General features: G+C 48.2%; 19 protein-coding genes and 1 riboswitch. Of the genes, 12 read left to right on the top strand and 7 right to left on the bottom strand.

What is annotated here, in order from left to right; all coding sequences use genetic code 11:
• Window positions 1-37: 37 nt before the first annotated feature.
• From asnS to QNJ26_01705, 5 genes are all read right to left on the bottom strand, one after another.
• Window positions 38-1,420 (bottom strand): asparagine--tRNA ligase, encoded by a 1,383-nt coding sequence (gene asnS, locus QNJ26_01725; GenBank protein ID MDJ0984233.1) that lies wholly within the window; start codon window positions 1,418-1,420, stop codon window positions 38-40.
• A gap of 344 nt (window positions 1,421-1,764) precedes the next feature.
• Window positions 1,765-1,843: riboswitch (cyclic di-GMP riboswitch) on the bottom strand.
• Window positions 1,844-2,026: 183 nt separating this feature from the next.
• Entirely contained in the window at window positions 2,027-2,680 is a 654-nt protein-coding gene (locus QNJ26_01720; GenBank protein MDJ0984232.1) for a TPM domain-containing protein, read from the bottom strand.
• 111 nt (window positions 2,681-2,791) lie between these two features.
• Window positions 2,792-3,685: a TPM domain-containing protein gene (locus tag QNJ26_01715; protein ID MDJ0984231.1), complete on the bottom strand. Its 894-nt coding sequence runs from the start codon at window positions 3,683-3,685 to the stop codon at window positions 2,792-2,794.
• Window positions 3,686-3,720: 35 nt separating this feature from the next.
• Window positions 3,721-4,314, bottom strand: a complete 594-nt coding sequence (locus QNJ26_01710) for a LemA family protein (GenBank protein MDJ0984230.1) — start codon at window positions 4,312-4,314, stop codon at window positions 3,721-3,723.
• Between the two features lie 171 nt (window positions 4,315-4,485).
• On the bottom strand, window positions 4,486-5,898 hold the full coding sequence (locus QNJ26_01705; protein MDJ0984229.1) for a Do family serine endopeptidase: 1,413 nt from the start codon (window positions 5,896-5,898) through the stop codon (window positions 4,486-4,488).
• A gap of 383 nt (window positions 5,899-6,281) precedes the next feature.
• Between QNJ26_01705 and QNJ26_01700 the strand changes: the two genes are divergently transcribed.
• The 11 genes from QNJ26_01700 to QNJ26_01650 all read left to right on the top strand — a co-directional run bounded on the left by QNJ26_01700 (window position 6,282) and on the right by QNJ26_01650 (window position 17,856).
• Window positions 6,282-8,795, top strand: a complete 2,514-nt coding sequence (locus QNJ26_01700; GenBank protein MDJ0984228.1) for a TIGR03960 family B12-binding radical SAM protein — start codon at window positions 6,282-6,284, stop codon at window positions 8,793-8,795.
• Window positions 8,796-9,002: 207 nt separating this feature from the next.
• Window positions 9,003-10,541, top strand: coding sequence for an Rne/Rng family ribonuclease (locus QNJ26_01695; protein MDJ0984227.1), 1,539 nt, complete (start codon window positions 9,003-9,005; stop codon window positions 10,539-10,541).
• 135 nt (window positions 10,542-10,676) lie between these two features.
• Window positions 10,677-10,811, top strand: coding sequence for a 50S ribosomal protein L34 (gene rpmH, locus QNJ26_01690; protein MDJ0984226.1), 135 nt, complete (start codon window positions 10,677-10,679; stop codon window positions 10,809-10,811).
• Window positions 10,812-10,846: 35 nt separating this feature from the next.
• Window positions 10,847-11,203 (top strand): ribonuclease P protein component, encoded by a 357-nt coding sequence (rnpA, locus tag QNJ26_01685; GenBank protein ID MDJ0984225.1) that lies wholly within the window; start codon window positions 10,847-10,849, stop codon window positions 11,201-11,203.
• The gene (gene yidD, locus QNJ26_01680; GenBank protein MDJ0984224.1) at window positions 11,190-11,477 is read left to right on the top strand and encodes a membrane protein insertion efficiency factor YidD; all 288 of its coding nucleotides are present in this window, start codon (window positions 11,190-11,192) and stop codon (window positions 11,475-11,477) included. The genes rnpA and yidD overlap by 14 nt, the downstream gene beginning before the upstream one ends.
• A 112-nt stretch (window positions 11,478-11,589) precedes the next feature.
• Window positions 11,590-13,263, top strand: coding sequence for a membrane protein insertase YidC (gene yidC, locus QNJ26_01675; protein ID MDJ0984223.1), 1,674 nt, complete (start codon window positions 11,590-11,592; stop codon window positions 13,261-13,263).
• Between the two features lie 15 nt (window positions 13,264-13,278).
• Window positions 13,279-14,082, top strand: coding sequence for an RNA-binding cell elongation regulator Jag/EloR (gene jag, locus QNJ26_01670; protein MDJ0984222.1), 804 nt, complete (start codon window positions 13,279-13,281; stop codon window positions 14,080-14,082).
• Window positions 14,083-14,277: 195 nt separating this feature from the next.
• Window positions 14,278-15,711, top strand: a complete 1,434-nt coding sequence (gene mnmE, locus QNJ26_01665) for a tRNA uridine-5-carboxymethylaminomethyl(34) synthesis GTPase MnmE (GenBank protein MDJ0984221.1) — start codon at window positions 14,278-14,280, stop codon at window positions 15,709-15,711.
• A gap of 227 nt (window positions 15,712-15,938) precedes the next feature.
• Window positions 15,939-16,640 (top strand): YkgJ family cysteine cluster protein, encoded by a 702-nt coding sequence (locus QNJ26_01660; protein ID MDJ0984220.1) that lies wholly within the window; start codon window positions 15,939-15,941, stop codon window positions 16,638-16,640.
• Window positions 16,637-16,984 (top strand): hypothetical protein, encoded by a 348-nt coding sequence (locus tag QNJ26_01655; GenBank protein MDJ0984219.1) that lies wholly within the window; start codon window positions 16,637-16,639, stop codon window positions 16,982-16,984. Before QNJ26_01660 ends, QNJ26_01655 begins: the two co-directional genes overlap by 4 nt.
• A gap of 119 nt (window positions 16,985-17,103) precedes the next feature.
• Window positions 17,104-17,856, top strand: a complete 753-nt coding sequence (locus QNJ26_01650) for a formylglycine-generating enzyme family protein (protein MDJ0984218.1) — start codon at window positions 17,104-17,106, stop codon at window positions 17,854-17,856.
• Window positions 17,857-18,102: 246 nt separating this feature from the next.
• Here the strand turns inward: QNJ26_01650 and QNJ26_01645 are convergent, their stop codons facing one another.
• Entirely contained in the window at window positions 18,103-19,230 is a 1,128-nt protein-coding gene (locus QNJ26_01645; protein MDJ0984217.1) for a sodium ion-translocating decarboxylase subunit beta, read from the bottom strand.
• 14 nt (window positions 19,231-19,244) lie between these two features.
• Entirely contained in the window at window positions 19,245-19,673 is a 429-nt protein-coding gene (locus tag QNJ26_01640; protein MDJ0984216.1) for an OadG family protein, read from the bottom strand.
• 972 nt (window positions 19,674-20,645) lie between these two features.
• Here QNJ26_01640 and QNJ26_01635 point away from each other — a divergent pair.
• Window positions 20,646-21,839: a BMP family ABC transporter substrate-binding protein gene (locus QNJ26_01635; GenBank protein MDJ0984215.1), complete on the top strand. Its 1,194-nt coding sequence runs from the start codon at window positions 20,646-20,648 to the stop codon at window positions 21,837-21,839.
• Window positions 21,840-22,053: the final 214 nt, after the last annotated feature.

The following is a 22,053-nucleotide window of genomic DNA, read 5'->3' as shown; positions in this document are numbered from 1 at the left end:
CCGGGCGCCTTTTTCGTTCCAGTTTATCTGCTGGCGGTTAAAAATCGATGTTTTGCGGTGTTCTCGGAAAAGGGATCACGTCACGGATGTTACGGATGCCGGTGATCATCATTAGAAAGCGTTCAAAACCCAGGCCAAAGCCGCTGTGAGGCACGCTGCCATATCGGCGGGCATCCAGATACCACCACAGGGGGGCTTTGTCCATTTGCATTTCATCCATACGCGCTTCCAGCACTTCCAGACGCTCTTCACGCTGGCTGCCGCCGATGATTTCGCCGATGCGTGGCACCAGTACATCCATAGCGCCCACAGTCTCCCCATCGTCATTGACCCGCATATAAAAGGGTTTGATGGATTTGGGGTAGTCATAGACGATGACGGGCTTTTTAAAGTGTTTTTCAGTCAGAAAACGCTCATGTTCGGTCTGCAGATCATGGCCGAAGCCCACCGGGTATTCAAATTTTTTGGCGGATTGACTTAGGATATCCACCGCCTCGCGATAGGGCAGACGGATATAATCGGATTGGGCGATGTTTTCCAAAGTGGCCATCAGGGTTTTGTCTACCCAGCGGCCAAAAAGCTCAAGATCTTCAGCGCACGCGTCCATGGCGTAGGTGGTCAGCTCGCGAATGAGCTCCTCTCCCAGGTCCATGTTACCGTCCAGGTCACAGAAGGCCATCTCCGGCTCCACCATCCAGAACTCGGCGGCATGGCGGCGGGTGTTCGAATTTTCTGCTCTGAAGGTGGGTCCGAAAGTGTAGACATCTCCCAAGGCCAGGGCAAACATCTCGGCTGATAATTGGCCTGAAACCGTCAGATTGGCTTCCATACCGAAAAAATCCTGCTCATAATCGGTCTTACCTTTTTTTTGAGGCGGATTGTTCAGATCCAGGGTGGTCACCTGAAACAGCTCCCCGGCCCCCTCGCAGTCCGAGCCGGTCAGAATCGGCGAATGCAGATAACGAAAGCCACGGTCCCGAAAAAAGCTGTGAATACCGTAGGCCATTTCAGAGCGGATGCGAAAGGCTGCGCCATATTTATTGGTACGAGGCCTCAAGTGAGCGATGGTTCGTAAAAATTCGTCGGTATGCCGTTTTTTTTGCAGCTGGTAATCTTCCGGCGCCAGATGAATGATCTGTAAATCATCGGCCTGGATTTCCCAGCGCTGGCCGCCACCCTGGGAGGCGACCAGGCCGCCGCCGACGGCAATGGCTGAGCCGGTGGTCAGTTTTTTGATGTCCGCATAATTGGGCAATTTTTCATCGGCCACGACCTGAATGTTCTTTAAACTGGAGCCGTCATTGACTTCGATGAAGGAAAAACCCTTGGAATCACGCCGGGTGCGGACCCAGCCTTTGATCATCACCTGTTCCATGGGATCATCTGCTTGCATGAGTTTGAATATCTTGGTGCGTTCCATGAAAACTCCCTATAATCGGTTGAGCCCGTTGGGTCGGTTAAGGCGGGATGAGTTATCATTAGCAAAATCGTGCACTGCAATCCCTCCAATTCTCATTTATACCATTGTCATACTGAGTCGGCAAGATAGATCTACACTTGCTAGATGCTGTTGACGGTCGGCGGTTCGGTTGTGATCACTATCTGTGAAAGTTGATTAGATGTCGAGTATTCGATACTGGGTATTGAGGGATTTTTGCGTGCATCATTTTCTAAATTTGCTATCTGTCATCTGATGTCTGACCTCTGAAATGACCAATGAAAAAAGCTGGGCCGTCTTATCGACAACCCAGCTTCTTTGCCTCCTCAGGCAACCCGGCCATCCACCTCCGGCGGACCCGTGGCTTTCCGTCCCCTGATTACTCAAGGTTTGGCATTATCTTGAGAAATTTATGATCTTAACAACCGATTTTTACAAAGAGCAAACCACAATGACATTTACGATAAACCTAAGCGGTTCAAATGTCTTATCGGCGTTATACAGGTAAAACTTTAACTAAAATTATTCAGTTGGGTGCGCCTGCGCTTGGTTTTATGAGGATGCTTTACCGGTAAGGGCCGTAATGCGCTATTTTTCAATGATCAGGTTCTTTAATTCGTCGGTATCATCGGGTTTGATGGGAAAATGCGTTTTCAAAAGATCCCCGATTTTTTCGACCGCCGTGCAAATGGCTTCCGCCGGGCGGCTTTGCTTGATGCCATCGGTAATGATGGTGACAATATCGTCCCACTGGCCCTCATCAACTTTGGCATTGATGCCGCGGTCGGCCAATACCCAGACCCTATGTTCGAATACCGATATCAACACCAGTACACCGGTTTCGTCCCGGGTGCGATACAAATCCTGATCGAAAAATTGGGTTACGGCCGCTTCTTCAACCTCATCATCGATTTCCCGCTGAGATATAAAAAAGCGCTTGAGCCATGGCGTGCGCTTGATGACTTCATGAAAAAGGATGAAAAAAACGGTTAGAAATCCCAAAAACAGCCACATATTCTGAGCGCCGATCCACAACCACGACCCCGCCAGGGATGACCATATCAAAGCCAGCGGCAGCGCAAAGGTGGCCGCGCCGATCACATTGGCCAGCGGATATTGATAGCTGGACGATATGATCATCACCACAATTTCGCCGGCAGTTAATTTTTCCGCCGCTTTGACCGCATCCTCCACCCGGTTGCGCTCATTGTCTGTTAAGAAATGTTGGGCCAGGTCTTTCATTCGCGATTCCCCTGTATTCTAAACCCGAAATAATTAACCATATCAATCGGCTCTAAATTTATGGTTTGCAACTTGAACATACTATCAGATCATATTTCCTGCGTATGACCGCTACCAGCCACCGGAGGCGCCGCCGCCGCCAAAACCGCCCCCACCGCCACCAAAGCCGCCCGTTGAAAATCCGCCACCGCCCCCTCCGGACCACCACCCGCCGCTGTGGCGATGATGGTGATGCCCGTGGCCGAATATCAGCGGTGAACCCAGGAAGCTTAAAATCAGGCCGACCAGCAAACCGATGGGAATCGACAGCAGAAGCCAGACGGAACTGATGTTAAAGAACTGTGATGCCGCTATTGGCGCCAGGATGCCGCCGGCGGCAATGCCTAAAGGACGCCGCAACCGACCCAGCAAGCTGATGAAAAATAAAAAGGCGATCAAACCGGCAAAACCTCCAGACACCTTTTTTTGCCGTTGGCCCCTGCCGGTCGGCAATTTATCCGCAGCTTGATATTCACCCTTGACCACCTTGATCATGGCCTGGACACCGTCGATGACTCCCTGATCGAAATTACCGGCTTTAAACTGCGGCACAATCACGTTGCGAATGATGCGGCCGGCCATCAAATCGGTCATGGAGCCCTCCAGGCCGTACCCGACCTCGATGCGAATTTTGCGATCATTTCTGGCAATCAACAGCATTGCGCCGTTGTCGAGGCCTTTTTGACCAATTTTCCATTGATCCAACACTTTGATGGAATATTCTTCCAGGACTTCTCCGCCCAGCGAAGGGATGGTCAATACGACGATCTGGGTGGAATCGGTTTCTTCCAGGCGCGCCAGAACATCTTCCAACTGTTGCCGTGTGGCTGCTGAGAGCATGCCGGCGGTATCGTTTACCCGGCCTCTGAGCGCCGGGACCTCCAGCGCCAACAGGTTGGAGATCCTAACAAAACAGATCAATCCGCCCACGACCAGAAATGGGATAATCCAATGTCGTTTTTGCATTTTCATAACGTCGGCTTATCCAATACGGCTTGGCATTATTCGTTAAACTTGACTTCGGGCGCACGTGCGGCGCCTTCCTCGGCTTTGATGTATTCCTTGCGCTCCAGATTCAGCAGCAATTTGTTGGTCAGGCTGTTGGGAAATTTGCGAATCGAAAAATTAAATGTCTCCACATTCTGATTATAGCGCTGCCGGGCAACATTGATGCGGTTTTCGGTGCCCTCCAACTGGTTTTGCAGATCTTTAAAATTCTCGTTGGCCTTTAAATCCGGGTATCGTTCAACCACCACCATCAAGCGGGCCAGGGCCGAAGACAGCTCTCCTTGGGCGGCCTGCAGTTGCTGCATCGCGGCGGGATTGCTCAGATCTGAGGCCGAGACTTCCACAGATGTGGCCTTGGCGCGGGCATTGATCACGGCCTCCAATGTTTCTCTTTCATGGGCCGCATAGCCTTTGACTGTTTCGACCAGGTTCGGAATCAGATCCGCCCTGCGCTGCAAGTTGGACTCCACGCCACCCCAGGCACTGAAAACCGCTTCCTCATTTTGCTGCATGGTATTGTAACCACAGGCATAAAGAAACACCACCATCAGGACGACTATCATCATTCGCAACTTTAACCTTTGCATATTGACCTCCTTAAACGCATCCGCATTTACATCTTTTATCCATATTTCAAAATATCTTACTGCTCTGCTCTTTTTTCGCTTTTCCATTACTCCATCACTCCAATACGTCACCACGCCAGTATCTTTAGATTTTGTAGCGCCTATTTTTAAAATGAATAGAGCACCACAACGTTACATTCTAAGTGTTATATAATACCCCTGATCCCCCCTCTGAAGCAGGATCACCACCGATTGTTTCTGCCGATATTTGACAACGGCTTTTTTAAAGTCTTCTTTGTTTGAAATAGTCAAGTCATCAATTTGGCGAATGACATCACCGGGCCGCGCACCGATGCGGTCAAGATGGCTGCCATTGGCAATTTCTGAAATCACCACGCCTTCTCGCGTCAGGAGGCGATAATAATTGCGGTTTTGTCGATTGATATTTTCCACCCGGATGCCCATAGTACGAAAGGCCAGTTTTTCAGCTCGCTCCATGGGAAACACCCGGGTTTTGATCGATACGGTTTTGACTTTATTGTTGCGCCAAATTCGGGCCTTGAGCTTATCTCCGGCGGCATATGTTTTTTTTATCGACCAGTAATCCCGCGGCGAGGCAATTTTTTTTGAATCAATCCCCAAAATGATATCGCCTTCCTTAAGACCGGATTTGAGTGCCGGGCTCCCGGGCTCAACGGCTTTTACCACAACCCCTTTTTTATCGGGGACGTTCAAATACCCGGCCAGTTTGCGACTCAGGTTTTGAACGCGGATGCCGATCCAGGCCTGGATCACTTCGCCGAATTCAATCAGATCGGCGATGATCTTTTTGGCCTTGTTGATGGGGATCGCAAATCCAATGCCCTGGGCTTTGGCATAAATAGCGGTATTGATACCGATCAGATCACCTTCGATATTTAACAGCGGCCCACCGCTGTTGCCGGGATTGATGGAAGCGTCGATTTGAATGAAATCATGAAACACCATCTCTTCGCTGCGAACGCTACGGTTGAGGGCACTGATGACACCGGTGGTCACCGTGTGTGAAAAACCAAAGGGATTGCCGATGGCAATAACCGTTTCACCAATCATCAGATCATCACTGCTGCCCATTTCGATCGCCGGCAGACGATTGGGGGAGTCGATTTGCAAAACAGCCAGATCAGAGTCCGGGTCCGCGCCGATGATCTTGGCATCAAATTCGCGTTCATCCTCCAACACGATCTTTATTTTGCTTGCTTTTTCAATGACATGGGCGTTGGTGAGAATTAAGCCTCTTTTACCGTCGATGAGCACGCCGGAGCCCAGGCTGGCGCTTTGCTGCCGGCGTTCAAAGCGCGGGTCAAAGAAATCTTTGAAAAACTCCTCAAAAAACGGATCCATGCCGAATCCGGAGAAAGGATTGGGACGCTTGCGGACGGCATAGGAGGAGCTTATATTAACGACTGCCGGGCTGACTTTGCGCACGGCCCTTACGACTGGGCTTTCACGCTCGTTTTTTAGGCTCCAGCCAGGCTGTGGGGATACCAGAGAAAACAGAAAACAAAGCAAAACAAAAAGAAAGCAAACGATCTTGGTCTGATTGCGGTTCAAGTGGTTGGACATATATTTCCTTCCAATCCTGCAGTTCGCCTGTGTTTGACACTGCGTCCCCGTTTGGCAGCTAAAAGATAAACATCTTGCCATGAAAATAAAGACGACTTCTTCTTTTATTAGAGCAAATCTGGTACTATGAGCTAAAAATCAATATCAAGCAGTATTGCGGTCCTCAGAAAAAACAAAAAGAAGTGCCTAAAATGACTAAAGTGAGCTAAAATGACTAAAATTGAGGAATTCTATCGTTCATAAAAAAGAAGGAGCATAGCGACACCATCACTTTAGTCACGCCAAACTTTAGTTCACTTTAGTCACTTTTTTTTGATGGCTATTTATGCATGAATGCCAAAAACAAGTTAAAATAATGGCTGCTGTGTATCACCCTAAATTCTATGAGCACCAAGACCATCGAAGACATTCTGCCGCTGGTTGAAAAACCCAGCCGTTATCTGGGTGGAGAAATCAACCAGATCAAAAAAGATCCCGCTCGCGTCAAATTGCGTATTGCGCTGGCGTTTCCGGATCTATATGAAATCGGCACCTCCCATTTCGGAATGCAGATTCTGTATCATATCCTCAATAAGCGTGCGGATATTGCCGCCGAACGGGTATTTGCACCGGGAGTGGATATGGAAGGCCATTTGAGAGCCTCGGGACTGCGCTTATTTTCTCTGGAATCACGCCAGCCGCTGGATTGCTTTGACATTATCGGATTCAGCCTGCTTTACGAGCTGAACTACACCAATATTTTAACCATCTTGGAGCTGGCCGGCATCCCCTTTTACGCCAGCCAGCGCGACCACACCTATCCGATGATCGTCGCCGGCGGACCATGTACCTGCAACCCGGAGCCGGTGGCGGATTTTTTTGATGCCATGGTCATTGGTGACGGTGAAAACGTTACCCTGCAGCTGGCCGAAAGCTGGTTGGAGTGGAAAGAGAATGCGAAAAACGACAAAGAGGCGCTTTTAAAGCGCTGGTCTCAAATCGAAGGTGTCTATGTGCCTTCTTTTTTCACGCCCTATGATGATGACTGTGGTTTTCAAAAACTGGCGCCGCGCTATTCGGATTATACCCATGTCACCCGCACGCTGGTCGCCGATCTGGATCAGGTGCCTTTTCCGGAGACACCCATCATCCCTTTCGGCAAACCCATTCATGATCGCCTGCGGCTGGAGGTCGCCAGGGGCTGCACCCGCGGCTGTCGGTTCTGTCAGGCGGGCATGATCTACCGGCCGGTGCGGGAACGCTCACCGGACGCTTTGCTGGCCCTGTGCGATCAATCCGTCAGCAACACGGGTTATGAAGACATCTCTCTGTTGTCCCTGAGCACCGGCGATTACGGCTGCATCGTGCCGTTGATGGAGCAATTGATGTCGCGTTACGCGCCCCAGAATGTAGCGGTGTCGCTACCCTCGTTGCGGGCCGGAACATTGACACCCGAGCTGATGAAACTGATCAAGACAGTGCGTAAAACCGGCTTTACAATTGCCCCTGAAGCCGGCAGCCAGCGACTGCGCGATGTAATCAATAAAAATATCAGTGACAGCGAGATTATCAAAACGGTTAAAGATGCATTCGATCTGGGCTGGCAGGCAATCAAATTGTACTTTATGATTGGGCTGCCCACCGAAACCGAGGTGGACCTGGCCGCTTTGGTGGCATTGGTTAAATCCCTGCGACACGCTAAAAATACCGCCGGACGTCGGGGCAAGATCAATGTCAGCGTGGCGACCTTTATTCCCAAACCGCATACCCCTTTTCAATGGGCCTCCCAGCTGTCACTCACCGAATCTGAAGAGCGCATCCATTGGCTGCAAGCTCAGCTGAAATTGCCCGGAATCAAATTCAAATGGCAGGCGCCAAAGGTCAGCTGGCTGGAAGGGGTCTGGGCCCGTGGCAATCGTAAATTGAGTCGTCTACTGGTCGCTGCATACCAAAAAGGCTGCCGCTTTGACGGCTGGAGCGATCAATTTCGCTATGATTTGTGGCAAGCGGCCTTTGCGGAGCAGGGTGTCGATCCGGAGTATTATACCCTACGCGAAAGAGACGTTTGCGAACCGCTGCCCTGGGATCATATTGACACCCAGGTGACCAAATCTTTTTTAGCCGCTGAATGGGAACAGGCGCGCAAAGGCGCCCATACAGCAGATTGCCGTGTAGATGATTGCAACCAATGCGGTGTCTGCGACTTTGAACACGTTGAGCCGTTAACCCACGACCGTTTTAAAAACCGTACCACCGGGGCGCAGCAACACGCGGCACCGAAACCGTCGACTTTCAAAAAACTCACCGTTTTTTATACCAAGCGGGATCAGGCGCGGTTCTTTGGACATCTTGAGCTGGTCAACATTTTCCAACGGGCCTTAAAACGGGCTGGAATAGCCGTTCGCTTTTCAGAGGGATTTCACCCCAAACCCAAAATCTCTTTTGACGATCCGTTGCCTGTGGGAATCGAAAGCCAGCAGGAGCGCTTTGTGATTTCTGTTCCGGACACCAGAGATCCCCGCAAAATAAAAGATGCGCTAAATGCCCACTTGCCGGCGGGTCTTAAGATCAACGATTGCCGGTTGACCCCTCCCAAATCGGCGCAAAGTCGGCAGCGGCGCATCCGTTACCGAATTGCCCTGCCAGAAGGACAGTTTGATCCCGCGCTGCTAAAAGCCTTCAATGCGCAGCCACATTTTCCCATTTCGCTCAGCGGGCGAAAAGGAAAGTTGAAAAAGATTGATTTAAAGGATATTGTAATTAAAAGTGAGCTGCGCGATTCAGGCGATTTGGAGCTGGTCCTTCAAAGCGAACCGGGAAAAACCGTGAGGCCCTTTGATGTCCTGCGTCACATATTCAATTTGAGCGACACGCAGATCAAACAGGCAAAAATCATTAAATTAAACTCAGAAACTTAGCCGTTCAGGTTCGAAGCTAAAAGAAATTTAACCACGAAGTTCACAAAGAAAACTAAGTGCACCAATTAATAAAATTCATTAAAATCCTTTGTGAACTTTGTGTCCCGCGCCCGCCATCGTCCGCCTGAGGCGGACTCAGGCGAGACGAGCGGGTTCGTGGTGAAAAAATAATAGCTTAAGAAACTAAATTTTTATCTTAGCGACACCATGTACAAACAGCTGATCATAAATGTGCTGGAGCATGAAACCCGCGTAGCCTTGCTCGAAGATGGCACCATCGTTGAACTCTATGTGGACCGTGGGGATGATTCGGATATTGCCGGTAACATCTACAAGGGCAGGGTACTGCGAGTGTTGCCCGGAATGCAGGCGGCCTTTGTTGATATCGGTCTTCAACAGGCGGCCTTTATTTATGTGGATGATGTTTATTCCGATGATTTTAAAGAATACGAGCGCCTTTTTCAGATGGATGCTGATGAAACGGACGAAGAAACCGACGTGGATATAGAGCCGTCCGCATTCGAAAACCGGCGCAGCCAGCACATCGAAGAACTGATTTCAGAGGGCCAGGAAATAATGGCCCAGGTTGCCAAATCACCCATCGGTACCAAAGGGGCCCGCATATCCTCATACATTTCTCTGCCCGGACGCTTTTTGGTACTGATGCCCTCCTCGGATCATATCGGCATTTCACGCCGCATCGAAGATGAAGTCGAACGCGAGCGATTACGCCAAGCGGTGGTGGATTTGCGCTCCAACAGCCATGGGTATATCGTGCGCACAGCCGCAGAGGGCGAGGCTGAAGAAAAATTGGCTTCAGAGATGGCCTTTTTAAATAACCTGTGGGCCAACATCCAGAAGAAGTCTGAAAAAGCCACGGCTGCATCCATTTTGCATCACGAGATTTCTGTGAGTCTGCGCGCAGTGCGGGATTTGCTGATCCATGAAGTCGAGAAACTGGTCATTGACGACAAAGCCACCTATGAATCGGTTTTGTCTTTTCTGGACACCTATATGCCCACCCTAAAAGACCATGTGGTGCTTTATGAAGGCACTGAATCAGTTTTTGATGCCTATAACCTGGAAGGCGACATTTCAAGAGCGCTAAAACGCAAGGTCTGGCTGAAATCTGGTGGTTATATTACCATAGAGCATACCGAGGCGCTGGTTGCGGTTGATGTCAATACCGGACGCTATGTCGGCAAACACAATTTGGAAGAAACGATTCTAAAAACCAATCTGGAAGCCGTCAAAGAGATTGCATATCAAATTCGATTGCGGGATATCGGCGGTATTATCATTCTTGATTTTATCGATATGGATAAAAAATCCAATCGCGAAAAAGTTTATACGGCCTTAAAGGAAGCGCTGCTAAAAGACAAAAGCAAAACCCATGTGCTGCCGATGTCTGATATGGGACTCATTCAGATGACCCGCAAACGCACGCGTGAGCCGCTGACGCGAATTCTGTGCGAGCCATGCTATTACTGCGATGGTGAAGGCTACATCGTTTCCAAGCAAACCATCTGTTACACAATTTTCCGCGAAATTTTGCGGGAATCCAAGGATATGAACGGTATTCGGCTAACCCTAAGGGTCAACCCTCAGATCGCCGAACTGCTGCACAACGAAGAAAACTCCCTGATCGCGGCTCTGGAAAAAGTCATCGGCAAGCAAATTGTCATATACCCCAATACCACCTATCACCTTGAAGAGTTCGATATATTTGAAATTCATCAAGATTAGGATTTTATCTTGACATGGTTTCAAGCATGTGATTTATATCAAAAATTTCGGGCTACGCATGCTCAGGCCCTAAATATCGGCAGTTGGTGCCCACTTTAATAAATAAAATATATAATAATATAAGGAAGTTATAAAATGAAGCGCACTTTTCAACCCAGCAGGGTCAGACGCGCCAGGAATCATGGATTTCGCAAACGGATGTCGTCCAAAGCAGGTCGCAGAATCATTAATCGTCGCCGGGCAAAAGGCAGAGCACGACTCGCCGGTTAAACGACCCGGCCTTTAAAACCGGATGATGGTGATGGATGGCGATGCGCTTTTCCTTAAAAAAGGCAGATCGACTCCTGAAGCGATCGGAATTTCTCGAACTCACCCGATCCGGGCGCAAGGTACAAAACGACTGCTTTATCGCACTCTACAAGCCAGGCCGATTTGATCGCTGCAGGCTGGGAATTACGGTTACGCGAAAGGTCGCAAAAGCTGCACACCGAAATAGAATTAAGCGTTTGGTACGCGAATATTTTCGATTAAACAGGCGGCATTTCAATCAAAACTGGGATATCAACATCGTAGCCAAAAATAAGGCCGTAGACCTTTCAGCTGAGAAGGTATTTTCATTCCTTCAAGATGTGTTTGAACAGATTGAGAATGGTGTTAATTAAAAAGATTATATCGATATTAATGCTCTCATCGATCAGGGGCTACCAATATACACTATCTCCGCTATTGGGTCCCTGTTGTCGTTTCTATCCAAGCTGTTCGAATTATGCCTTACAGGCCATCCAACAGCATGGTCCGTTCAAAGGCCTATTTCTGGCATCCAAACGAGTGCTGCGATGTCATCCCTTTCATCCTGGCGGCGTTGATCCGGTTCCCCAATCTGCGCATAACAAATCGATGCGGACGCCTCTTGCAGGATATAAGATGAAAGGTTAACCGAGCAGCACCAGCTCACCTTGCGAAAACCCCAGATATAAACCTGTTTGATCGGTGCGCATGCGCCCAATTTGAGGGCCGCAATTTCATAACCTGTGTTTAGGAGAAACCTATGGAACAATCGCGATTGTTATTAGCCATCGTCATATCTCTACTTATATTTTTGGCATGGCAGTTTTTTTTCGCGCCCCAGCCGCCGCAACGCCCACCGGCCGAAAAGGCGAAGACGCCTGTGGCGACCCAGGAAAAACCGGTTCAAGATAAAGATCAGGCGCAGCCCTATGTGGCGGAAAAAGAAACCACCGGTTTGAGCGCCCAGTCTGACACCACAAGCGTGGCACCCGCAATCGCAAGAACCATAACCATTCAGACACCGCTATATGAAGCAAAAATATCTGAGAGTGGGGCGGTTGTTTACAGCTTGCTTCTCAAAAACTATCGCGAACGCGTCCAGCGAGATGCACCGTTAAAACAGGTGTTGACAAACGACCAGACCCAGGGCGTTGGCCAACTGGGATTTCTCGGCCAAAGCGTTGCCGGGCTTGATAAAGCGGTTTTCAGCACGGACTTGACTGCTGATCAGCTGACGGTAAGTCAAGCTGCGCGCGATCTCTCCTTTTTATGGCGTTCGCCCAAAGGCGTCGTGATTCAGAAAACATACCGCTTTGACCCCAATTCATATGTCATTGGCCTGAATGTGTCGGTTAAAAATGGTTCTGCAAGCAGCATTCAGGACAGGCTGTGGGTTGGCATAAACGGCAAGACACCCTCTGACAAACGCATGTATTCGTTTCAAGGCCCCAGTGCGTTGATCAACGATGAACTCCAGCAAATCAAGATTAAAAATATTGAAGATGAGAATACCTTTGACGGCCGAATTAAATGGATTGCGATTCAAAGCCGTTATTTTATGTCCGGGCTGATTCCCGAACAGATCGAAGAAGCCCGATTATTTCTGGCCTTGAAATCTGATAAATTTGTCGCTGCCCAGTATCAGCAGCCGGAAAAAGCCATACCGCCCGGCAACCAGTACACATATAAATATGATTTGTTCATCGGCCCGAAACGCATCAGCTATTTGAAAACAGTGGGCAATAATCTGGAAAAGCTAATTGATTTTGGCTGGTTTGATTTTATTGCCAGACCGTGTCTGTGGCTTCTAAATCTGTTTTACAGCGTAATCCCCAATTATGGGGTGGCCATCATTGTTCTAACCGTTTTGGTCAAGGCCTTGCTGTGGCCCCTTGGACAGAAAAGCTACAAATCCATGAGCGAGATGAAAAGACTGCAGCCGCTGATGAAAGAGATCCGTGAAAAATACAAAGATGACAAACAGCGCCAGAACCAGGAGCTCATGGGTCTTTATAAAACTTACAAAATTAATCCGCTGGGCGGCTGTCTGCCCATGATTGTTCAGCTGCCGGTATTTTTTGCTCTGTATCGCATGCTCTACCAGGCTATTGAACTGCGGCATGCGCCCTTTTTTCTCTGGATAAATGACCTGTCAGCACCGGACCGTTTATTTAATTTTAACTTTAGCATACCCTTTATGGAGCCGCCATACGGCATCCCTGTTTTGACGGTTATTATGGGTGCCAGTATGCTGCTTCAGCAAAAAATGTCACCACCGATGGGGGATGCCACCCAGGCAAAGATGATGATGTTTATGCCCATTATATTTACGGTCATTTTTATTAATTTTTCATCCGGTCTGGTGCTTTACTGGCTGGTGAACAACATTTTATCGATTGCCCAGCAATACTATACTCAGAAAAAATATGCCTGATTACGGAGGTTTTATATGTCAACCAAGCTGGAATTCAAAGGCAAAAACCTAGACAAGGCCGTCGAGCGGGCCAGTACAGAGCTCAAACTGCCGAAAGATGAGTTAAAGTACGAAGTGCTCTCCTACGGATCCAGCGGCATATTCGGTTTGACCGGTGCCAGAAAAGCTAAAATTCGGGTTCAGCTGCCGGAAGATACCCTGGCATCTGAAGCTAAAGACACATCCGTTGCTGACAGTAGCCCTGAAGCGGTTGCTTACGGCGCCACTGTGGATTCAGCCGAGATGGATTCAAGCAATAACGGTAGAACAACTGACCAAAGCGATAACGGCCAAACGCTTTATGCTTTTCCGGATGACCCTGCTGAAATGGGCCGGCTCGTCTTAAGGCGTATCGTGGACGCCATAACCTCGGATGCGAAAATCTCGGTTGAGAAAGTTGATGATCGAATATGTTTCAATGTCAATGGTGGTAATGCCGGCGTTTTGATCGGCAAGCGCGGTCAAACCCTGGATGCCATTCAGGCCATCGTCCATAAAGTGGTCAACAAGCACAATCAAAGCCGAACCCGGGTCCTGGTGGATATTGAAGGTTATCTGGAAACCCGCAAGGAAAATTTGGAAAAGATGGCTTTGCGACTGGCCGAAAAATCCAAAAAAATCGGTAAGCCCATGACACTGGGCCCCATGAATGCCTATGACCGCAGAATTGTTCACCTTGCGCTACAAGATTTTTCGGCTGTTCAAACCCGCAGCCGGGGAGAAGGTCCTTTAAGAAAACTGGTGATCTTCCCCCAGAAAAGGAATGCCGCACGACAATAGGGAGTAGGCAAGCCAACACTTCGGCCGATAGCGCTATCCCTCCAGAAAAATGGATGTAGGCCCCGAACAACTGTATTCCTGCTGATGGGCTTTGTTGTCCAGAAGGATGTCCGCTGACATCTCAAATCTGCTGCCAGCTGTGCTGGTACAGCCCAAATGGCCCAAAATGGAAGGGCATTCCTCGGTTGAAAGCTTATGATACCACATTCTGATACCATTGCGGCCATCGCCACACCTGCTGGCCAGGGTGGCATCGGCATTGTCAAGATATCCGGCAATGATGCGTTTGTGATTGCACAGGCTATTTTTAGACCGCAAAAAAGTTCCCTGAAACAGTATGCAGGTCAAAACCGACAGTCCCCTGAAACGCGATCATTTCGATTTGAAACCCATCGCCTTTACTACGGGCACATCATTGATCCGGATGACGGTCGGTTGTTAGACGAAGTATTGGTGTCGGCCATGAAGGCGCCGCAAACCTATACCCGTGAAGATGTGGTCGAAATCAATGCCCACGGCGGTGCCGTGGTACTGCAGTCGATTTTAGGCCTGGTTTTAAGCAAGGGCGCGCGTTTGGCTGAACCGGGGGAGTTCACCCGTCGGGCATTTCTGAATGGGCGCATCGATCTGACCCAGGCTGAAGCGGTCATCGATGTCATCAATGCCCGAACCCAAAAAAATCTGGAGCTGGCTGCGGCTCAAATCAGCGGGAAGCTAAAAGAGCGGGTAGCAATGTCCAGAAACAGCCTTATCGGACTCTTGACTCAGGTGGAAGCTGCCATTGATTTTCCGGATGAGGTTGACGACCTGGTCAACCCCGATAACACCGTCAAAGTACTTCAAAAAGACGTTTTGGCGCCTCTTAAAGGCCTGATCCAAAATTATATTGATGCCCATGTTTTCAGAGATGGCATATCGGTGGCTGTGGTTGGCAGGCCCAACGTGGGCAAATCCAGCCTGCTAAATCAGCTGGTCAAAAAGGATCGTGCCATTGTTACCGATATGCCCGGAACCACCCGGGATATTATCGAAGAAACCCTCAGCCTGCAGGGCATACCCGTGATCATCAGCGATACGGCCGGCGTCCATCCAACTGATAACCCCATTGAAAAAATTGGAATTGAAAAAACAATCGAGCATGTCAATGGGTCTGATCTGGTCCTTTTTATGGTTGAATCCCATTGTCCTTTGGGCTCGGATGATTATTTGATCTATGAGAAGATCAAGTCCAAACGCATCATTTTGGTGTTGAACAAAAAAGATCTGATACAACAAGACAGCCCGGCAGCGCTTCCGGACAAGTGGCAATTTGATGATCGGGTATTTATTTCAGCTCTTTACGACCAGGGAATAGACCAGCTTAAAGACAAAATGATTCAGCTGGCTGGTGGAAAAAATCCGCTGGATGTAACCGCTACGGTTGTCCCTAATTTAAGGCATAAAATGCTGTTGGAAACCAGCTTATCGGCTACGGAAACGGTCATTGAAGCGCTACAAAACAATACCTCCAGCGACTTGATGGCAATTCACCTGCAGGAAGCCATCGATGCGCTGGGGGTTATCAGTGGTGATAATGTCAAAGTGGATGTGCTGGATCAGATTTTTAGCCGATTTTGTGTGGGAAAATAGTTAATGTTTCACGTGAAACATTTGGAAATGCCTAAATTGAACTAAAATGAGCTAAAATGCCTAAATTTAAAAAATATTGAGTCCAGCCTTAATTTTAGGCATTTTTATCCGCCTTTGTTGTGGTGGATTAGATCATAATAAATTTTAGGCACTTGTATCTTAACAGCGACCATTGTATGGTTTAATCGAAATGCTTATATGATTCACCAAAGGAGATAAAACTATCCATGGATTTTGATTTTACACCCTATTTTGATAAGTATGAGGCCCTGGTTTCAAAAGGCGACGAAGCATTTGAACGCGTGCAACAGGCATACGCAGAATGTGTAAAATGTGAGGAAAAATGTGCGGATTGTTGCCATGCTTTATTCGATTTAACCTTGATTGAAGCCCTTTACATCAATCATAAGTTTAACGAGAAGGTCAAAGGCGGCCAGAAAGCGGATCTTTTGGAAAAAGCCAATCAGGCTGATCGCAGGGTACACAAACTTAAGCGCCAAGCATACAAAGATCTGCAGAACGGCAAAAGCGAAGACAAGATTCTTGCCGAACTGGCCCTGGAGCGCGTGCGCTGCCCGCTTTTAAACGCAGATGATTTGTGTGATCTATACGATAATCGTCCCTTGACCTGTCGTTTTTATGGTATACCCACAGCTATTGGAGGGCAGGGTCACACCTGCGGCAAATCCGAATTTAAAGAAGGAGAACAGTACCCGACGGTGAACCTGGATGTCATCCACAATCAACTCCAGAAACTGTCGGCGGAATTGATCCGGGATCTTAAATCCAGGTATGTAAAACTGGCGGACATGCTGGTACCGCTGTCCATGGCCTTGCTCACGGTATATGATGATGAGTATATGGGAATCGGTGAGGAGAAAGCCGCCGAACCGCCACCCCGAAAAAAACGCAAGAGGAGAACCCTATGAGCGAATTTTCTCCTGAAGAGGTCGAAAAGCGGAAGCGGGCCGTCTTTGAAAGTATGTCCGCCCGGCGCCAGAAGCATATTTTAAAAAAAGGGTATGATAAATGGGATCCGTTTGAAGAACCCAAAGATCCGATTGACATTCGCAAGGACAAAACCAAACGGACCACCCAGATGCTGGTCAGAGAGTTTTTGCAATCACGCAGTTCAGAAGAATACAGTAATTCATACGGTCGCGGTGTATTGGATCTTGCCCTGGGTATCGTAAACGAAGACGATTATTTTCTGGCAATGTTTGAATTTTCCTGCTGGTACAAGGATTTGTTGGACAAAGAAGGAAGAACCTAATCTTTTATTTTGAATTGCGGATGATGATACGGGGTATGAATGTCGGTTATGCATAGCGATTCGAATCAGGAACCCGAAATCCATTTGCCAATTTTCGACAACCAATACCAGTCTCTACCATGGAAACCCGCTGGAACATAAAAGAAACCATCGGCAGCGGCTCTTTGCCCGAAACCCTTCTTGCTCCGATTGATAGGGCCGAGATGGTTAGGGTGCCTGCCGGCGATTTTACCAAAGGAATAACTGAAGCCGAATTGGACCAGATATTCTTGCTGGACAAACAAGAAAATCCTGTTTTTGCCTCCGAGGTTCCCGCCCGTAGAATTTATCTAACGGATTTTTATATCGATCGCTATCCCGTCACCAACTTCCAGTATCAAAACTTTATCAAGGCAACTGGTCACCGCGAACCCATTTTGCTCCAGCACCCCATCTGGGGGCAGCCGATGCGGCCGGTGGTATTTGTGGGCTGGGATGATGCCCGCGCATATGCCAAATGGGCCGGAAAGACACTTCCTACCGAGGAACAGTGGGAAAAAGCCGGTCGCGGTACAGATGGCCGCTGGTGGTCCTGGGGACAGGATTTTTTACCCGAACGCTGCAATTCAAATGAATACGGGCTGGGCCACACATCAGAAATTGGCGTCTTTGATCAGGGAATCAGTCCATATGGTTGTTATGATATGTGTGGCAATGTTTGGGAAATGTGCGAAGGCCGCTGGTTGGATGAACATCTGCCCATGCGGGGGGGGTGTTTTTTAGGCACGGCGACTTTTGTGCGCGTTACTTGCCGTTGGACTCCGGAGGATCCCGTAAACGGCGCTCACTGGATGGGATTCCGCTGCATCAAGGACATCCCCACCCATCAGTAGTTTTACTGAGGTCAGAAGACAGAGAACCCGCCTTCGCCTAAAGACTTCGGCGCCGCAGGCAGAGGTCAGAAGATAGATAAAAAATATCCGGCAAATAAAAAAGCTCGCCCATTGGGCGAGCTTTTTTATTATGATGATTGCTTTAATTCCTCACGGGCTGTGAGGTTGCAGCGAAAATTGATAAAGAAAATTTTTTGTGACCTTCGTGATCTTTGTGTCTTTGTGGTGAAAACACCGAAAGTCAAATCAAACAAAGAAACTCCACAGAATTCCGGCGCAAATGGCCGAGCCAATCACACCCGATGAATTGCATGCCATCCCATGCATCAGCAAAAAATTATTGGGATCCTCTTTCAAGCCCATCAAATGGACTTCGCGGGCGGAACCGGGCACCGCGGATACGCCGGCTGCGCCCAGCAGAGGATTAATTTTTTGCTTCAGAAATAGATTCATTATTTTGGCAAAAATCAGACCTGATGCAGTGGCAATGGAGAATGCCACGGCACCCAGAAAGAAAATGCCAAGAGATTTTGGGGTTAAAAAGACATCCGCTTGGGTGCTGCAGCCCACCGTGAAACCCAGGAAGATGGTGGCCGTATCAATAATAGCGGATTGGGCGGTATTGGCAAGACGATTGACAACGCCGCATTCTTTGATGAAGTTGCCTAGAAACAGCATCCCCAGCAACGGCAGTGCGGTGGGCGCCAGAAAACAGCACAGCAAAACCCCTGCTACCGGAAATATGAGCAGCTCTTTTTTGGAGACGGCTCTGGCGGGCGGCATTTTAATCAGCCGTTCCTTTTTGGTCGTCAGCAAACGCATGATCGGTGGTTGGATAACCGGTATCAATGCCATGTAGGAATAGGCGGCGATGGCAATTGGGCCGATGAGGTGCGGCGCCAGTTTGGCGGTTAAAAAAATGGATGTCGGACCGTCAGCGCCACCGATAATCGCAATTGAAGCCGCTTCTTTGGGGGCGAACCCGAAAAACAGGGCCCCCAGCAGGGTAAAATAAATTCCCATCTGGGCGGCAGCCCCCAGAAGCATTAACTTGGGCTGGGCCAGCAAGGATGAAAAATCGGTCATGGCGCCCAAGCCCATAAAAACGATTGATGGATAAACACCGGTGGTAACCCCAAAGTAAAGATAGTGCAAAACACTGTTGGGTTCATAGATACCGATGCCAAAGCCTTTGAAAAAGGGAATATTGCCCACCAAGATACCAAAGCCGATAGGAATCAGCAGCAAAGGCTCATATTTTTTGGCGGTGCCAAGATATAAAAAGATGCAACCCACCACGAGCATGATATAATTGCGATAGTCTGCCAAAGCGTATCCGGTATTTGCTAAAAACTGCAATAATAGATCGAACATGGTTTAACCCTTACTTATGATTTGAATTCATTCCAGGTAAACGTGCCATCCCCTTGTGCCACTAAAACGTCGGCCTCCTGCAGGCGCTGTATCGATAGATGCGGGTGGGGCATGTCATTTTTATTAGCAAATTCAAATAGTTGTGATAGTTTAAACGGTTCTTCCAATTGTTCAACCAACGGCTGGTAAACCTCGATCAGCTCCTCTACGGACGGAAGTCGTTGCTCGCTGTACACCATCTCTTCAGTTTCTTGCGGTTCAACGGCTGCAGGCTGTTTTTTGAATCGGCGGACAACTTTTTCTCTATCCTCCCAAAGATTCAAGATTTTATGGATTTGAGAAATAACGAAAGACAGCACAACCAGACCCGAAAACACGATTGATGCGCCCACGGCCGCTATGGCCCATCCATTATGGTTTGATATATTTTCAAAGCCGAACACGGTATGCCTCCATCTTGTTTGCTGCACGTCAGAGTGCAGCCATTAAACGAAAAGCACTCAGCAGTTATCCATTTAACTTTTCAACATGAAACCCTTTGTCCCAAATCGTGTCTTTCTCCGAAATCGGATACTGGTGAACTTTTTCTCCTGCGAAAAGTAGACTGGGCAGGTATGATATGAAAAATTTGAGATGGCTCGCTACAGGGTAGTAAACGCATTTATTGGTCATAGATCATACGATATGTCAACAAAAAATCGGTCATCTTCGTTCTAATACCTATAGAGCCTTATAGATACACTTTCCCATATTTAGAACATGCAACCGGCAGCATCCGTGATCGTTGTCTCATACTTGATTTTTTAATAACTCGAACTGGCTTTAAAAGCCCAGATTTTGCTTGATGACCCTGCAAGTATGCGAGACTTCACATCTGATTTTAGAAATATTAGTGTATTCAGCAAGCGCGATTCGGTTTGAAAGCGGAGTCTGCCTCCGGCGGAATGGTACGTGAGCATTTTGAAGCGGATCGGAACACCGTCATCGAGTAAAAGATAGGTTTTTAAAGCCAGTTCGGAATGTTTCACGTGAAAACAATGCTAAAAAAGCAATTACCCTTCCTTGGCAAAATATTTGAAGAAGTATAATATGCGCTTTGTATTTAATATTATTAAAGAAATTACTTTACAGTGTTTTACAGATTATAACCTGTTGAAATTTAAACAAATAAATTTTCACAAAAATTAAATTCAGACTTGACCGCGGGTATTTTTTTTATTTATAAAGGCAAGATCCATTTTGGCATGTCTTTGAAGTAAATGAATGTCGTTATTCCTGTTGATTGAGAAAAGTCCTGTGCCCTGGATTAAATATCATTGGGCCCGGGGTGCAGCAGACTCTTTAAGGAATTATATCGTTTCTCCCGCCAGCGACGATAAGTCTTTCTCATTTCACATTACGAAGGAGGAAAATTCATGACGAAAAAAATCTTTACTGGATTCGCAACCATTTGTCTTGTTTTTGCCTTCATATTTGCCTCTGCCGGCCTGGTCATCGCGGCTGACAAGCCCAATGTCTTCGGGCTGCTTCTTGTCGGGCCTTACAACGACCATGGCTGGAGCCAGGCCCATTATGAGGGCGGCAAGTATGTCGAAAAAATGGTGCCGGGCACCAAGATGATTTATATAGACAAAGTAAATCCGGCCGATCGCCAGGGGGTCACCATTCCGCAGCTGGTAGATGATATGGTCGAAAAAGGTGCCAAGCTGATTATTGCCAACTCTGACGACATGAAAGACGGGACGCGTGAAGCGGCCGCGATGCATCCGGATGTTTACTTCATTCATATCTCCGGAGACGATGTGCTGACCGGCAAGGCACCCAAGAATCTGAGCAATTTAATGGGTCGCATGGAATATGGAAAAATGATGGCCGGTTTTGCAGCCGCTTTGACCACCAAGACCGGAAAAATCGGCTATCTTGGGCCACTCATCAACGAAGAAACACGCCGTTTGGCTGCTTGCGCCTATCTGGGTGCCAAATATGCTTGGGCAAATGTGCTTAAAAAAGATCCCAAGCAGCTGAAATTTCAGGTGACCTGGATTGGTTTCTGGTTCAATATCCCCGGCGTAACTGCCGATCCAACCCAGGTAGCTCAAAATTTCTTTAACACCGGGCATGATGTGGTCATCTCCGGAATTGACACCACCGAAGCGGTAGTGGTTGCCAAGCAGAAAAAGCAGGAGGGCAAAGCGGTCTGGGCCATTCCCTATGACTACATTGGTGCTTGTGAAGGCGCTGATGACGTTTGCCTGGGGGTGCCTTTCTTTAATTGGGGGCCGAGTTATGTGGACTTTGTGAAGGCCGCCTTTTCCGGAAAATGGCAATCCAAATGGGTCTGGCTGGGACCGGACTGGGAAGATATCAATAATCTCGATACCAGCACCATTGGATTTACCAAAGGGCCAGCGCTTTCCGCCGACGCCCAAAAGCACCTGGTCAGCTTTATCAATGATCTGGGTTCAAAAAAGATCAACCTGTTCAAGGGCCCCTTGAACTATCAGGATGGCAGCCCGTTTGTCAAAGCCGGCCAAACCGCCAGCGACAAGCAGATCTGGTATATGGAGCAGTTGTTGGAGGGGATGGAAGGCCAAAGTAGCGCCAAATAATTTCCGCTTTCTGAATGGCCCTGTTTCCAATGCACGGCGTTCTCCAAGAGTTTGCTGCGTCGACGTACTTCAAGTACGCCTCCTTGCAAACTCTCGTGCGGCCTTGTGCATTGAAAAAATTACTCATTCATAAAGCGAAAATTTTACTGTTTTAAAAAATATTGTGCCTTAAAGATCTATATCAAATATTCATCAATTAAAAATATAAGGTGCA

The organism is Desulfobacterales bacterium, from assembly GCA_030066985.1.
Taxonomy (GTDB): domain Bacteria; phylum Desulfobacterota; class Desulfobacteria; order Desulfobacterales; family JAHEIW01; genus JAHEIW01.
The sequence above is the reverse complement of the archived record's forward strand: the minus strand, read 5'-3'. Positions and strand labels throughout refer to the sequence as shown.